The sequence below is a fragment of the Nonomuraea sp. KM90 genome (assembly GCF_052246675.1).
In the GTDB taxonomy this organism is placed as follows: Bacteria; Actinomycetota; Actinomycetes; order Streptosporangiales; family Streptosporangiaceae; genus Nonomuraea.
Genome location: NZ_JBQQCB010000038.1, coordinates 41,935 through 55,679, shown reverse-complemented (window position 1 = coordinate 55,679; position 13,745 = coordinate 41,935). Strand labels below are relative to the sequence as shown.

Annotated in this window: 18 protein-coding genes; 10 read left to right on the top strand and 8 right to left on the bottom strand. The window is 71.7% G+C overall.

The features are described 5' to 3' along the window. Positions 1–16 precede the first annotated feature (16 nt). From ACTWPW_RS31015 to ACTWPW_RS31000, 4 genes are all read left to right on the top strand, one after another. Complete coding sequence (locus ACTWPW_RS31015; protein WP_375112906.1) at positions 17–307, top strand: hypothetical protein; 291 nt, start codon at positions 17–19, stop codon at positions 305–307. Between the two features lie 90 nt (positions 308–397). Next, the gene (locus ACTWPW_RS31010) at positions 398–523 is read left to right on the top strand and encodes a hypothetical protein (RefSeq protein WP_375112905.1); all 126 of its coding nucleotides are present in this window, start codon (positions 398–400) and stop codon (positions 521–523) included. Then, positions 520–1,410, top strand: coding sequence for an urease accessory protein UreH domain-containing protein (locus tag ACTWPW_RS31005; protein WP_443170715.1), 891 nt, complete (start codon positions 520–522; stop codon positions 1,408–1,410). The genes ACTWPW_RS31010 and ACTWPW_RS31005 overlap by 4 nt, the downstream gene beginning before the upstream one ends. 55 nt (positions 1,411–1,465) lie before the next feature. Beyond that, positions 1,466–2,851 carry a tetratricopeptide repeat protein gene (locus ACTWPW_RS31000; RefSeq protein ID WP_443170699.1) on the top strand — a complete coding sequence of 462 codons (1,386 nt, stop codon included), beginning with the start codon at positions 1,466–1,468 and terminating at the stop codon, positions 2,849–2,851. Here the strand turns inward: ACTWPW_RS31000 and ACTWPW_RS30995 are convergent. The 3 genes from ACTWPW_RS30995 to ACTWPW_RS30985 all read right to left on the bottom strand — a co-directional run bounded on the left by ACTWPW_RS30995 (position 2,848) and on the right by ACTWPW_RS30985 (position 5,837). After that, on the bottom strand, positions 2,848–3,216 hold the full coding sequence (locus tag ACTWPW_RS30995; protein WP_375112903.1) for a VOC family protein: 369 nt from the start codon (positions 3,214–3,216) through the stop codon (positions 2,848–2,850). The genes ACTWPW_RS31000 and ACTWPW_RS30995 overlap by 4 nt on opposite strands. 61 nt (positions 3,217–3,277) lie before the next feature. After that, positions 3,278–4,387 (bottom strand): alanine dehydrogenase, encoded by a 1,110-nt coding sequence (ald, locus tag ACTWPW_RS30990; RefSeq protein ID WP_364119182.1) that lies wholly within the window; start codon positions 4,385–4,387, stop codon positions 3,278–3,280. Positions 4,388–4,454: 67 nt separating this feature from the next. Then, positions 4,455–5,837, bottom strand: coding sequence for an aspartate aminotransferase family protein (locus ACTWPW_RS30985; RefSeq protein ID WP_375112902.1), 1,383 nt, complete (start codon positions 5,835–5,837; stop codon positions 4,455–4,457). 271 nt (positions 5,838–6,108) lie between these two features. On the opposite strand from ACTWPW_RS30985, the gene ACTWPW_RS30980 reads away from it, so the two are divergent. Together ACTWPW_RS30980 and ACTWPW_RS30975 are read left to right on the top strand one after the other, a co-directional pair. After that, the gene (locus ACTWPW_RS30980) at positions 6,109–7,464 is read left to right on the top strand and encodes a dipeptidase (protein WP_375112901.1); all 1,356 of its coding nucleotides are present in this window, start codon (positions 6,109–6,111) and stop codon (positions 7,462–7,464) included. A 357-nt stretch (positions 7,465–7,821) separates the two neighbouring features. Next, positions 7,822–8,028 (top strand): hypothetical protein, encoded by a 207-nt coding sequence (locus ACTWPW_RS30975; protein WP_375112900.1) that lies wholly within the window; start codon positions 7,822–7,824, stop codon positions 8,026–8,028. Here ACTWPW_RS30975 and ACTWPW_RS30970 read toward each other — a convergent pair whose 3' ends face one another. Beyond that, entirely contained in the window at positions 8,029–8,562 is a 534-nt protein-coding gene (locus tag ACTWPW_RS30970; RefSeq protein ID WP_375112899.1) for a TetR/AcrR family transcriptional regulator, read from the bottom strand. 89 nt (positions 8,563–8,651) lie between these two features. On the opposite strand from ACTWPW_RS30970, the gene ACTWPW_RS30965 reads away from it, so the two are divergent. Continuing rightward, the gene (locus tag ACTWPW_RS30965; protein ID WP_443170698.1) at positions 8,652–9,053 is read left to right on the top strand and encodes an ester cyclase; all 402 of its coding nucleotides are present in this window, start codon (positions 8,652–8,654) and stop codon (positions 9,051–9,053) included. On the opposite strand, the gene ACTWPW_RS30960 is transcribed toward ACTWPW_RS30965, so the two are convergent. The 3 genes from ACTWPW_RS30960 to ACTWPW_RS30950 form a co-directional block, all read right to left on the bottom strand. Beyond that, on the bottom strand, positions 9,047–9,238 hold the full coding sequence (locus tag ACTWPW_RS30960) for a hypothetical protein (protein ID WP_375112898.1): 192 nt from the start codon (positions 9,236–9,238) through the stop codon (positions 9,047–9,049). The genes ACTWPW_RS30965 and ACTWPW_RS30960 overlap by 7 nt on opposite strands. A gap of 26 nt (positions 9,239–9,264) precedes the next feature. Next, on the bottom strand, positions 9,265–9,855 hold the full coding sequence (locus ACTWPW_RS30955) for an ArsR/SmtB family transcription factor (RefSeq protein WP_443170697.1): 591 nt from the start codon (positions 9,853–9,855) through the stop codon (positions 9,265–9,267). Between the two features lie 486 nt (positions 9,856–10,341). Then, a complete protein-coding gene (locus tag ACTWPW_RS30950; RefSeq protein WP_443170696.1) occupies positions 10,342–10,842 on the bottom strand; it encodes a pyridoxamine 5'-phosphate oxidase family protein in 501 nt (166 codons plus the stop codon). Between the two features lie 107 nt (positions 10,843–10,949). On the opposite strand from ACTWPW_RS30950, the gene ACTWPW_RS30945 reads away from it, so the two are divergent. Further along, positions 10,950–11,597: an alpha/beta fold hydrolase gene (locus tag ACTWPW_RS30945; protein ID WP_375112895.1), complete on the top strand. Its 648-nt coding sequence runs from the start codon at positions 10,950–10,952 to the stop codon at positions 11,595–11,597. Here ACTWPW_RS30945 and ACTWPW_RS30940 read toward each other — a convergent pair. Further along, positions 11,576–12,106: a cysteine dioxygenase family protein gene (locus tag ACTWPW_RS30940; RefSeq protein WP_375112894.1), complete on the bottom strand. Its 531-nt coding sequence runs from the start codon at positions 12,104–12,106 to the stop codon at positions 11,576–11,578. The genes ACTWPW_RS30945 and ACTWPW_RS30940 overlap by 22 nt on opposite strands. A gap of 110 nt (positions 12,107–12,216) precedes the next feature. Here ACTWPW_RS30940 and ACTWPW_RS30935 point away from each other — a divergent pair, with 110 nt between their 5' ends. After that, positions 12,217–13,077 carry a LysR family transcriptional regulator gene (locus ACTWPW_RS30935; RefSeq protein WP_375112893.1) on the top strand — a complete coding sequence of 287 codons (861 nt, stop codon included), beginning with the start codon at positions 12,217–12,219 and terminating at the stop codon, positions 13,075–13,077. Between the two features lie 21 nt (positions 13,078–13,098). Then, complete coding sequence (locus tag ACTWPW_RS30930) at positions 13,099–13,725, top strand: LysE family translocator (RefSeq protein ID WP_443170695.1); 627 nt, start codon at positions 13,099–13,101, stop codon at positions 13,723–13,725. The last annotated feature ends 20 nt before the right edge of the window (positions 13,726–13,745 follow it).

Sequence of the window (13,745 nt, the reverse complement as noted above, 5' to 3'; positions counted from 1 at the left end):
AACCAAGGAGGAGAACATGAACACCATCGCCCAATGGGCGCCGCACTGGGGCGGCGCCGGCGGCTTCTCGCCGATCTTCCCGGTCATCTGGGGGCTGCTCTGGGTCTCGCTCATCGCGGTGGCCGTCACGGGCTGGCGGAAGGGCTGGTGGGGCCCGCGCCGCGCGCACGCCACCGCGGCCAACGCTCCGGCGGCCTCGCCGACCGCGTCCGCCGAGCAGATCCTGGCCGAGAGGTACGCACGCGGTGAGATGACCGACGACGAATACTTCGAAAGGATGTCCGTTCTCAGGGGCGGATCCTCCTAAACATCACTAAGGGTGTAACAAGTGTCACTGGCCGCATCCATGGAGTCGCGTTACGTTTCGGATACGGCTTCGTCGAGAGTGGGGACAAGCATGCGGTCCATCGCCGAGCTCTGCGGCCAGTGCCAGGTGATCATCACTGACGCCCCCGACCCCTTCGGCCCGATCGTGGCGGCCGCCAGGAGCGGGTCTCCGGCCGACCTGGCGCTCGTCCGCTGAGCGGGCAGACCCTCACCCTGCTGGCCGGCGGGCTCGCCGCGGGCCTGGTCGCGGGCACCGCCACCTGCACGGCGGCGCAGGGCGGGCTACTGATGGGCCTCGTCGACGGCTCCCGCGGGCGTGATCCCGCGCTGGTGGGCTGGTTCCTGGCGGGGCGGCTGGTGTCGTACACCGCTGTGGGGGCGCTGCTCGGGCTGCTCGGCTCGGCCGTCGCCCTGCCGCCGCAGGCGCGGGCGGTGCTGCTCGTCGCGGCCGGGCTCACGGTCATCGTCTTCGCCATCAGGCTCATGCGGCGCGGGCGCGCCGGCTGCGCGCCCGCGGAGCCGGCGGCTCCGTCCCGGTACAAGGCCCCCCTGCTGGGCGCGGCCACGATCCTGGTGCCCTGCGGGGTGACGCTCGGCATCGAGATGCTCGCCATCTCCAGCGGCTCCCCGGCGGCGGGGGCGGCGGCCATGGCGGGGTTCGTCGTCGGCACCGCGCCGGCGTTCGCGCTGCTCGGATACCTCCTGCGGCGCATCTCCCGGACCAGGCTGGCCCGGGTGGCCGGGGTCGTCGCGATCGCCGCCGGGCTCTGGACCGCCGTGGCCGGGATCAACCTGGGCGGCTGGGTCTCCACCGCCGCTCCCGAGGCGGCCGGCCCGCCCGCGCGGTCGGTCACCGTGTGGGCGACGCGGGAGGGCTACCGGCCGGCCATGGTGTCGGCGCGGGCCGGGGTGCCCGTCGAGGTGGTCTTCAAGCTGGCGGACCGGGGCTGCGCCGGCACGGTCTCGATCGCCGGGCGCGACGTCGCCCTGCCGGCCACCGTCCGGCTGCCGCCGCAACCGCCCGGCCTGCTGCGGTACGCGTGCGGAATGGGCATGTACACCGGGTTCATCGACTTCTCGTAGAGCCTTGTCGGCGATTACGGTTCGCGATCGGGCGATCACGTGCCAGTCTGTCGCCATGGCCTGGCAAGGAGAGGTGGCGGCGCCGGCCGTACCGGCGCCGCGCGTGGGAGACGAGCCCGAGCTGCTGGCCGCGGCGCACGCGGGCGACGCGCAGGCCGCGCACCGGCTCGGCAAGCTCTACGCCCAGCACGGCGACCGCGCGGCGGCCAAGCTCTGGTGGGAGCTGGCGGCCGCGGGCGGCAACGTCGACAGCGCCTACAACCTGGGCATCTGGCACGAGAAACACGGCAGCCTGGAGGAGGCCGTCACCTGGTACGAAGCCGCCGCCGGCACCGGCGACGCCGAGGCGGCCACGAACTTGGCCACGCTCCTGCTGGAGCAGCGCGGCGACGCCGAGGCGGCCAGGGCCTGGTTCGAGATCGGGGCCACGGGCGGGTCCAGGACGGCCGCCCGCAGGCTGGCCCTGATGTACGAGGACGCGGGCGAGCCGGGCACGGCGCGCGAGTGGCACCGCCGGGCGGCCACGGACGGTGACGCGGCCTCCGCCCACGACCTGGGCTTCCTGGCCTACGCGGCGGGCGAGGAGGAGGAGACCGTGCACTGGTGGGAGTGCGCGGCCAGGGGCGGCCACGCCGAGTCGGCGTACTGCATGGGCCTCTACCTGCACGCCAGCCGCGACCCCGAGGGCGCCGAGGCCTACTACCGGCTGGCCGCGCGCAGCGAGCATCCCGGCGCGGCCTCGCGGCTGGGCGGGGTCGCGCTGTCCCGGGGCGACCTGCGTACGGCGCGGGGCTGGTACGAGCAGGCGGCCGCCGCCGGGCGGGCGGAGGACCAGCGGATGGCCGGCTTCGTCTGCGTGGAGCTCGGCGACACGGCGGCGGCCAGCCACTGGTTCGGCCGGGCGGCGGCCGGCGGGGACGCCGAGGCGGCCTTCAACTACGGCCTGCTGCTCATCGCCGAGTTCGGCGACCTGGCGGGCGGGCAGCACTGGTTCCGGCAGGCGGCCGAGGCCGGGCACCACGGGGCCGCGGTCGAGCTGGGCGGGCTGCTGTCGGTGGCCGGGGAGCACGGGGAGGCGCAGGAGTGGCTGGCGGATCCGCCGCCGCCCGCCTGGGGCCGGCACGCCGAGCCCGAACTGACCGCCAGGGCCGAGCTGGCCGCGGCGGCCATCGCGCGCCGGGGCGGTGTCCCGCTGGCGGTGGCCGACCTGGCCGAGGTGCTGGGCACGTGGGACCTGGTGACCAGGCCGCTGCACAACCACTCCGACGTGTTCGCGTGGCTGGCGGCGCGGAGCGGGGTGCACATGAGCGCGGTCGAGCACCTGGCGTCGGTGCGCGGCACGCTGGTGCGCCCCGGCAGCGCGCCGTGGCCGAGCCCGAACGAGCTCGAGCACGTGCTGGCCACCGCCCGCGACCTGCGGCGGCGCCTGGGCGTGCGCTAGCTCTGGCCCAGATGGAACAGGTTGCCGTCGTCGTCGGTGAACACGGCCGACCAGCCCCACGGCTGTCGCGTGGGCTCCTGGGTGAACACCACGCCGCGCCCCGCCAGCTCCCGGTGCGTCTTGACGATGTCGTCGGCCTGGAACAGAACGTAGTTGGGCATGTCCTTGACCAGCGCCGGCCCGTCGGGATCGGCCTTGCTGATCACCAGGCGGGTGCCGCCGCCGGGCGGCTGCACCTCGATCCAGCGGTCATCGCCGTACGGCATGTCGCGGGTGACCTCGAAGCCCACCTTGCCCGACCAGAAGTCGACCGCCCGCTGCTGGTCCGCGACGTAGATGGTGACCTGACTGATGCTGAGCGCCATCGCTGCCTCTCAAGGATGGTGGAGGGTACGGTGGCGCCACCGTACCCTCCACCGCCGACAATCAGACGAGCTCGGCGACCGGGGTGTAGGCCAGGCCGAGCGCCTCGGCGACCGGCTCGTTGGTGAGCAGGCCGTCGTGCGTGTTGAGCCCGGCCGCCAGGCCGGCGTCGACCTTCAGGGCCTCGCGCCAGCCCAGGTTGGCCAGCTTGACCGCGTACGGGAGGGTCGCGTTGGTCAGGGCGTACGTGGAGGTGTTGGCCACGGAGCCCGGCATGTTGGCCACGCAGTAGAAGACCGACTCGTGCACCTTGTACGTCGGCTCCGCGTGCGTGGTCGGACGCGAGTCCTCGAAGCAGCCACCCTGGTCGATGGCGATGTCGACGAGCACCGAGCCCGGCTTCATGCGCGCGACCAGGTCGTTGGAGACCAGCGTCGGGGCCTTGGCGCCGGGGATCAGCACCGCGCCGATGACCAGGTCGGCCTGCAGGACCTCCTGCTCGATCGCGTACCGCGTGGAGACCAGCGTCTTGAGCCGGCCCTGGTAGATGGCGTCGATGAAGCGCAGCCGGTCGATGTTGGTGTCGAGGACGGTGACCTCGGCACCCATGCCGACGGCGATCTGGGCGGCGTTCAGCCCGGAGACGCCGCCGCCGATCACGACCACCTTCGCCGGGGCCACGCCGGGCACGCCGCCCGGCAGGACGCCCCGGCCGCCGTTGAAGCGCATCAGGTTGTACGCGCCCACCTGCGGCGCCAGCCGGCCCGCGACCTCCGACATCGGGGCGAGCAGCGGCAGGGCGTTGCCCACCTGCACGGTCTCGTACGCGATGCCCGTGGTCCGGGCGCCGAGCAGGGCGTCGGTGCAGGGGCGGGAGGCGGCCAGGTGCAGGTACGTGAACAGCACCAGCCCCTCGCGCAGCCGGTGGTACTCCTCGGCGATCGGCTCCTTCACCTTGAGCACCATGTCCGCCTCGGCCCACACGGCGTCGGCGCTATCGATGATCTTCGCGCCCGCCGCGAGGTACTCCTCGTCCGTGATCTGCGAGCCCAGGCCCGCGCCCCGCTGTACGGTGACGTCGTGCCCGTTGCGCACCAGCTCGTGCACGCCCGCCGGGGTGGCGGCGACGCGATATTCGTGGTTTTTGACCTCGGCTGGGACGCCGATCTTCATTGCGGTGGATCCTTTCGGGAACCGGCACTTCGTCGTACCGGATTGAGGGGTGGTTCTCAGGCGGGGCCTAGAGGCGCGCCCACGCCTCGGTGAGCACGCCGCGGAGGATCGACCCGATCTCGTCGAACTCCTTCTGGCCGGCGATGAGCGGCGGAGCGAGCTGGATGACGGGGTCGCCGCGGTCGTCGGCGCGGCAGTAGAGGCCGGCGTCGAACAGCGCCTTCGACAGGAAGCCGCGCAGCAGCCGCTCGGACTCGGCCGCGTCGAACGTCTCCTTCGTGGCCTTGTCCTTGACCAGCTCGATGCCCCAGAAGTAGCCGGAGCCGCGCACGTCGCCGACGATCGGCAGGTCGCGCAGGTCGTCGAGGGTCTGCTTGAACAGGGGCTCGTTCTTCGTCACGTGGCCGAGCAGGTCCTCGCGCTCGAAGATGTCGAGGTTGGCCAGGGCCACGGCCGCGGAGACCGGGTGCCCGCCGAAGGTGTAGCCGTGGGCGAACATGGTGTCGCCGTCCTTGAACGGCTCGAACAGCCGCTCGTGCGCGATCATGGCGCCGATGGGCGAGTAGCCGCTGGTCATGCCCTTGGCGCAGGTGATGATGTCAGGCACGTAGTCGAACTTCTGGCCGCCGAACATGGTGCCCAGCCGGCCGAAGGCGCAGATGACCTCGTCGGAGACGAGCAGCACGTCGTACTCGTCGCAGATCTCGCGCAGGCGCTGGAAGTAGCCGGGAGGCGGCGGGAAGCAACCGCCGGCGTTCTGGACGGGCTCGGCGAAGACGGCGGCCACCGTGTCGGGGCCCTCCATCTCGATGGCGCGGGCCACCCGGTCGGCGGCCCAGATGCCGTACTGCTCGGGCGTCATGCCCGGGACACCGGTGATCTCGTCGGCGCGGTAGTGGTTGGTGTTGGGCACGCGGACCGAGCCCGGCACGAGGGGCTCGAACATCTGCTTGAACGCCGGGATGCCGGTGATCGACAGCGCGCCCTGCGGGGTGCCGTGATAGGCGATCTGGCGGCTGATGACCTTGTGCTTGAGCGGCTTGCCGACGAGCTTGTAGTACTGCTTGGCCAGCTTCCAGGCGGTCTCGACCGCCTCGCCGCCGCCCGTGGTGAAGAAGACGCGGTTCAGCTCGCCGGGAGTGTGGGAGGCCAGTCGCTGGGCCAGCTCGGCCGCCTTGGGGTGGGCGTAGGACCACAGCGGGAAGAACGCCAGCTCCTGGGCCTGCTTGGCGGCGGCCTCGGCCAGCTCCTGGCGACCGTGGCCCACCTGGACCACGAACAGCCCGGCCAGGCCGTCGAGGTAGCGCTTGCCGTGGATGTCGTAGACGTACGATCCCTCACCGCGCACGATGGTCGGGATCTCGGACTGTTCGTAGGCACTGTGCCTGGTGAAGTGCAACCACAGGTTGTCCTGCGCGGCCTTCAGGACGTCGTGTTCCGGCTGCGTCATGGTTATCTTCCCTCGTGTCTGAACTCCCCACAGTCTGCATGCTCACCTGCGGTTTGCCAAGCGAATCGGTCGCAGCACTATGCAAGAAAATCGAGATCCGCAGAACCGGTATGTAACAACAACGAAATCCGCAGTAGATTAGCGCGCGGGTCAAGGCTGTGCCCGCCCCGTTCCCGCAGCGTGGGGGCTGTTGTGATCCAATGAGAGCAAACTGCTGTCAACCGCTATGAATTGTTGTTAACCGTTAGAACAACCCCCGGGGGACCGTCCCGTGACTCCTGAACAGATCGAGAGCGCTGTCTCCGCCGCGATGCCACAGGCCATCGAGGAGCTCAAGCGGCTCGCCGCCATTCCCTCCGTGGCCTTCCCCGGGCACCCGGAAGAGCCCGTGTTCGCCGCCGCCGCCATGACGGAGGAGCTCCTGCGCTCCACCGGACTGCCGCGCGTGCAGCAGGTTGCCGTCGAGGGCAGCTTCCCCGCCGTCTACGGCGAGGCGCCCGCGCCTCCCGGCATGCCCACGGTCCTGCTCTACGCGCACTACGACGTACAGCCGGCGGGCGACCCGGCCACGTGGCGGACGCCGCCGTTCGAGCCGACCCTGATCGACGGCCGCCTGTACGGGCGGGGCTGCGCGGACGACAAGTCGGGCGTCATCTCGCACGTCACCGCCCTGCGCGCCTTCCAGGGCCGGTTCCCGGTGGGCATCAAGGTCATCATCGAGGGCCAGGAGGAATACGCGGGCGACCGGCTGGAGGCGTTCGTCGAGCGCAACCCCGACCTGCTGCGGGCCGACGCCATCGTGGTGGCCGACACCGGCAACCCGCGCGTGGGCGACCCAGCGGTCACGACCTCGCTGCGCGGGATGGCCGCCTTCACGATCGAGGTCCGTACGCTGCGGGAGGCCCTGCACAGCGGCTCGTTCGGCGGGGCGGCCCCCGACGCGCTGGCCGCGCTCATGCGCATGCTGACCTCGCTGCACGACGACAACGGCGACATCCGCGTGCCGGGGCTGCCCCGGGGTTCGTTCCTCGGGCACGGGCCGTCGGAGGAGGAGTTCAGGAAGACGGCCGGGGTGCTGGACGGGGTGTCTCTGGTGGGCTCGGGCTCGCTGGCGGACCGGCTGTGGTCCTCGTACGCAATCACGGTCACGGGGCTGGACGTGCCGACGGTGTCGGGCGCGGTCAACGCCGTCCAGCCGGCGGCGCGGGCCCGGGTGACGGTGCGCGTGCCTCCGGCCGGCGACCCGAAGACGACGGTGAACGCGGTCGTGGAGTTCCTGCGCCAGGTGACGCCGTGGAACGTGCAGGTGTCGTTCGGGGACTTCACGGTCGGGTCGGGCTTCCAGGCCGACTCGGGCGGCAAGGCCCGCGCGGCCCTGAACCGCGCCATGGAGCGCGCCTTCGGCCGCCCGCCGCGCGACGTCGGCGCCGGGGGCTCGATCCCCCTCGTCAACACGCTGCTGAAGCAGTACCCGGCGGCGGAGATCCTGCTGTTCGGGGCGGAGGACGAGGAGGCGGCCATCCACGCGCCGAACGAGCGGGTGGACCTGGAGGAGCTGCGCAGGGTGGCGACCACCGAGGCGCTGTTCCTGCAGGAGCTGAGCCTGCCCTCGGCCCTGGGCGTTTAGTCCCCCTCCCGCACCGTCAGCCCACCCGGTTACCGGGTGGGCTGATCGTTTTTGGAACCGCCGTCCCTGTTCGTGGCAATTACTCGTGTCATGACCAGAGACACCCGAGAGGCAAGACATGCGACACGAGAGCCGGGCGGGCGGCGGTGGCGCGGTGGACGCGGTGCCCCGGCACGAGCCCGAGCGGTTCGCCACCTTGTTCGTCGACCACGCTCCCGAGCTCAAGCATTACGTCGTGCGGCGGCTGGGCGTGGAACCGGCCGACGACATCGTCGCCGAGACGTTCGCCGTGGCCCTGCAGCGCCTGGACACGTACGACCGCGGCCTCGGTGACGGGCGCTGGCCAGGATCCCGCACGTGTCGGTCGAGCCGGGCACCACCGACCTGGACGGGCGCCGGGGCGTCGGGGTGGCGTTCGACGCCGGGGACGGTGTCAAGGCGTACTACGTCCTCGATCCGGAGGACTACCACTACATGGGAGTGAAGGTGGTGAACGACGGCGAGGTCGTGGGGATGTCGGTGCTCGGGTCGGGCATCGTGGACCGGGCGGGCGACGTGCCGTGATCAGGCCCGCCAGTTCACCAGGGACAGCAGGCGCTCGGCCTGGGCCCGGTCCGCGGCGGCCAGGGTGATGCCCCTGACGAGTGTGAGCAGGTCGCGTACGTCCAGGTCCGCGCGTACGTCACCGGCTCGTTGGGCCTCCTCCAGCAGCCCTGAGGCGGCGCCGAGCATCGATCGATGCCACTCGGCGTGCCGGGCCGTCTCGTGGGAGGCGGCCAGGGCCAGGTCGCGCTTGGTGGTGAGGTGGTCCATGAACCGCCGCAGCCACTCGTGCAGCGCCTCCCGCGGCGAGCCGGCCGCCCGCAGCTCCTCCGCGCCGGCGCAGAGCTGGGCCACCTCGTCGGCGTAGACGGCGACGAGCAGGTCGGAGCGGGTGGGGAAATGCCGGTACATGGTGGCGTTCCCGACTCCGGCGCGGCGGGCGACCTCGTCCAGCGGCGCGTCGGTGCCGCGTTCGGCGAACACCCGGGCCGCCGCGGCCAGCAGCAGGTCGCGATTGCGCTGCGCATCCGCCCGCAGCGGGCGAGACGATCCCATCTGACTCCTTGCTAAGTGGGGAAGTCCCCGGTTACTGTAGCCGAGAACCATAAACGGGGAGTTCCCCACTTAGCTGGAAGGAGGTCGCCATGACGGCTGCGGAGGTGCATCAGCGGATCCTGGAGCTCTACCCGGAGGCGCTGGCCGGGCGGATGGACGAGGCACTCGCCCTCATCGACCCCGACGTGATCGACCATCGGGGCGGCACCGACGGCGACCACCACGGACTGGCGGCGTGGCGGGAGAAGTGGGAGCGGACGGCCTCCGGGGAGACGGGCTTCCACGACGTCTCGGTCGAGGTCGAGCAGAACGTGCACGACGGCGACCTGTCGGCCAACGTCTACCTCAGCCGGGGCACCCACACCGCCTCGGGCCGGCGCTACGAGGTGCGCGGGATGGACCTGATCCGCGTACGGGACGGCCGGATCGTGGAGCACTGGGCCATCAGGGACACGGTGGCCATGGGCCACCAGCTCGGGCTCGCTCAGTAGTCGACGGCCCGGCGCTGCACGAGCCGCAGGCCCACCGCCACCAGCGCCCAGCCCAGCCGCGCCTCCCAGGCCCGGACCGCCGGGCCCGGGGCGGCGGCGGTCCGGGTGAGGCGGTGGCGTTCGGCGTCGGCTCGCAGCTCGCGGGCCCGGACCCGCTCGACGTACAGGTATAAGTCCGGATTCATCGGCTCTCTCCTCCCGATCAGGGCCGTCAGGTACGGAACGGGAAGCCGTACGTGTGCACGGCCACGTTCTCCCGGCCCTCCGTGTCGCCCGCCTCCCGCGCCGCCTCGCCGCGCCGCCGCCAGCTCCGGACCAGCGCGTTGAGCTCCTCCCCCATCTCGTCCAGTTCGGCGGCCGTGAGCGCCAGCCAGTGCTCGGAGCTGAAGGCCGCGTGGCGCCAGTCGTCGCTCCAGGCGGACTTCGTGTCGAGATAGCTCTGGTACAGCTCGCCGCGCTGGCGGGCGAACACGCGCGAGACCGCGGTGTGGACGGCGGCGCGCTCGGGGCCGTCGCTGAAGTCCTCTTCCCTGGTGGCGATGCCGGTGGCGGTCGGCCGCCACCAGCGCTCTCTGGCGTCCCCGCCGCGGCCCTCGGCCTCCTCGATGATCCCGTGCGCGGCCAGCTTGCGCAGGTGGTAGCTGACCAGCGACACCGCCTCGTCCACCTGCTCGGCGAGCTGCGAGGCGGTCGCCGTGCCGGCGACGTGGAGCGCGCGGTAGAGCTGGATGCGCAGCGGGTGACCCAGGGCCTTGAGCGTGTCGAGGTCCTTGACGCGATGGGTCTTCTCGGTGGGGGCCATGACAGCAGAGTAGATAGAAAAGAAAATTTGCGCAATATAGTTTGCGCAAATTACGTTTCGGATCTCCGGAGGATCCGGAAACGCCGGGGAAACGGCGAACGCGATTGCATCTCACACGTCAGATCGTCACCGGCGAAAGGGGTCCTGTGGCCCCGCAGCAATCCTCATCCGGCCGTCAGCCGTCGCGCCGGGCGGCACTCGGGCTGGCCGGCGCCGTTCCGCTGGCCGCCGGCGGCCTGCTCGCGTCCTCCGGCGCGGCCCGGGCGAGCACCCCTCCCGCGGGCTCCAGGCGTACGGGCCCGTCGCCCCCATCTACGACAACCAGCGGATCATCACCCACGGCGGCGGCGCGGGCGGCATCTCGACGAGCTGGTCGATCTACCTCGACCTCGACTGGACGGCGGTCATCCTGAGCAACTACGACCTGCGGAGCATCGAGCGCGTCATCGCCCTGGAAAGGCGCCTCATCACGGGCGCCTGAGCGGCTCAGAACCGCCAGCGCGTCTGCGCGTAGTCGCCCTTGCGGAAGCCCAGCACCTTGGCCGGCGCCACCTCGAAGACCAGGGCCACCCCGCCGGCGGAGTTCACGAACCCCTCGTCGGCGATCTCGAAGTGCCACTCGCTGGTGTACTTGGCCTCCCAGGCATCGGCCAGCCGCTTGAGCTTGCCGGGGTCCGTGACCCGCTCCGCGACGCCCTCCACCACCAGGTCCAGGCCCTCGTGCAGGGCGCTGGCTCCGGTGGTGAGCGCGCATTTGCGGTTGGCCTCCAGGTTCCTGGCCTTCTGCTCCTCGGCACCCGTGCAGAAGTAGAGCGCGTCGTCCTGCCAGACGGCCAGCAGCGTGGCGACGTGCGGGCGGCCGTCGGCGCGTACGGTGCTCAGCCAGTACGTCTCCGCGCGCTCCAGCTGGTCGCGGGCCTCGGCCCAGGACGTCGGGGCGGCGTTCTCGGCGCTGAAGCGGGCGTCCAGCCGGGTGGTCGGTTCCATGGTCACTCCTTCGGTGCGGCGGTCGTCAATGGACAGACCTGGCCGGCGCCGGGAACTCATCGGCCGGGGCAGGATGGGGTGTCGCCTGACTTCGGAGGTATCGCAATATGGCCACGTTCGCGCTGATCCACGGTGGCGGGGGTTCCGCCTGGGACTGGCACCTGCTGGAGCCCGAGCTACGCGGTCGCGGGCATGACGTGGTGGCGGTGGACCTGCCGGTCGAGGACGAGAACGCGGGCCTGCTCGACCACGCCGACACCGTGGTCGAAGCCGTCGGGGGCCGCCGCGACCTGGTCGTCGTGGCGCATTCGTGGGGCGGGTTCGTCGGGCCGCTCGTCTGCGCGCGGACGCCTGCCGAGCTCCTGGTGCTGGTCACGGCCATGGTCCCGGTCCCCGGCGAGCCGCCGTCCGAGTGGTGGGGCAACACGGGATTCGAGCAGGCGGAGATGGACACGGTCGAGCTGTTCCTGCACGACGTGCCCAAGGAGCTCGCCGAGGAGTGCCTGTCCCGGGGGCGCTCCCATGCGGACAAGGCGGTGCTGGAGCCGTGGCCGCTGGGCGCGTGGCCGGACGTGCCGACCAGGTTCCTGCTGTGCCGGGACGACCGGTTCTTCACCCCCGAGTTCATGCGCCGGGTCGTGCGCGACCGGCTCGGCATCACGCCCGACGAGATCGGCGGCGGCCACGCTCCCATGCTGGCGAGGCCCCGGGAGCTGGCCGACCGGCTGGAGGGTTACCTGACCGGGAGGTCGTAGACCCGGCGTACGCTGCTGCCGAGCCTGGCCACGTCGGCCCCGTACACGTGCAGCGACACCCCGACCTCCGCGCTGGTGTTGCGTACCTTGTGGATGTCCCCGGGCGGCGCGAACCCGCTGACCTCGCCCGGCCGGTTGTCGGCCCGCCCGATCTCCACGAGGTGGTCGCCCATGTCGCGGTAGAGCGTCTCGTGCTCGATCCCGCTGAGGATGCCGAACGTGCACCACGAGACGTGGTCGTGGATCACCGTGTCCTGGCCGGGCCGCCACACGACGCCGACGATGGAGAAGCCCTCCTCGGCGTGCAGCACGTGGCTGGCGTACCGGTCGGGCGAGCCCGCGCGTTCCTCGGGCGTCAGGATGTCGCGCCCGGGGAGGTGGTCGCGCAGCAGGGCGGCGACGGCGAGGGCGGTCTCGCGGCGGCCGAGCCGGCGGTCGACGATCCGCGACACCCCCGCCACGAGGATGCCGAGCCCGGGTCTGGTGGCTGTGGTTACGGCGACATTCATGGTATTCCCCTAGGGAAAATCAGCAATCGGCCTTCCCCTTTCACGGTCCTGCATTTCGACCGATAGGTCCAACAGAAGTCTTCTGGTCGATCTATAGATACGATTGATGAATGCTCGACGTTGTACGCCTGCGCGTCCTCGTCGCGGTGGCCCGCAAGGGCTCGCTGACCGCGGCGGCCAAGGAGCTGCACTATTCACAGCCCTCGGTCAGCCACCACCTGGCCCGGCTGGAGGCGGAGACCGGGGCCAAGCTCGTCCAGCGCGCCGGGCGCGGCATCCGGCTCACGGAGGCGGGGCGGCTGCTGGCCGAGCGGGCCGCGGAGATCATCGGCCGCCTCGACGCCACCGCCGAGGAACTGGCCGCGCACGTGGGGCTGCGCTCCGGGCGGGTGCGGCTGGCGGCCTTCCCGTCCGCGCTGGGGACGTTCATCCCCAAGGCGGCCAGGTTGCTGGCCGGCGCGCATCCTGGGCTTCGCCTGCAGCTCACCGAGACCGAGCCGCCGGAGGCGCTGCGGCTGCTGCGCGCCGGGCGGGTGGACGTCGCGGTCATGTTCCGCTACGACGACACCGCCCCCGAGGACAGCGGCATCCACATGGTGCACCTGCTCGACGACCCCAGCTACCTGGTGTCGAGCGGCCCCGCGGGCGGGCTGGCCGAGCACGCCGAGTCGGCCTGGATCGCCGGGTGCGACCGGTGCCGCAGCCACCTGCTCGACACCTGCGAGAAGGCGGGGTTCGAGCCGCGGATCGCCTTCACCAGCGACGACATCGTGGCCGTGCAGGCGCTGGTCGCGGCCGGGCTGGGGCTGACGATGCTGCCCGGGCTCGCGCTGGCCGCCCATCGCCACCCGGAGGTGGAGGTGGCGGAGGTGCCGGGGTCGACCAGGCACGTGTACGCCGCCGTCTACGGCGAGCCGCCACACCCGCCGGCCACCGAAGCGCTGCTGGCAGCCCTCCAGGAAAGCCTTTGACGCCACGCCTACCATGGCCCCATGCCGGACATTTCGACACTCGCCATATTCTGCGCGCTCACGCTCGGGTTGCTGGTGGTTCCCGGACCCGCGGTCCTCTACATCGTCACCCGGAGCGTCTCCCAGGGTCGCGGCGCCGGCCTGGTCTCCGTGCTCGGCGTCCACACCGGCTCGGTCGTCCACGTGGCGGCCGCGGCGCTGGGCATCAGCGCGCTGCTGGCGGCCTCGGCCACGGCGTTCACCGTGGTCAAGTACGTGGGCGTGGCCTACCTGGTCTGGCTCGGCGTACGCAAGCTGATGCGCCGGGGCGACGGCGACGAGCCGATCGAGGTGAAGACGCAGTCGAGGCGGCGGCTGTTCTGGGAGGGGTTCGTGGTGAACGTGCTCAACCCCAAGACGGCCGTCTTCTTCGTGGCGTTCCTGCCGCAGTTCACCAACCCGGAGGCGGGGCCGGTCGGGCCGCAGATCCTGCTGCTCGGGCTGTTGTGGATCGTCCTGGGCATGGCGTCGGACGGGACGTACGCGATGCTCGCCTCGGCCCTGGCGGGACGGGTACGCGGGTCGGCCCGCGTACGCCGGCGGCTGGATGTGGGCAGCGGGGTCGTCTACCTCGGGCTGGCGGCCTGGCTCACCACCGAGAAGGCCTGACAAGCCAGGAAATTTCCGGG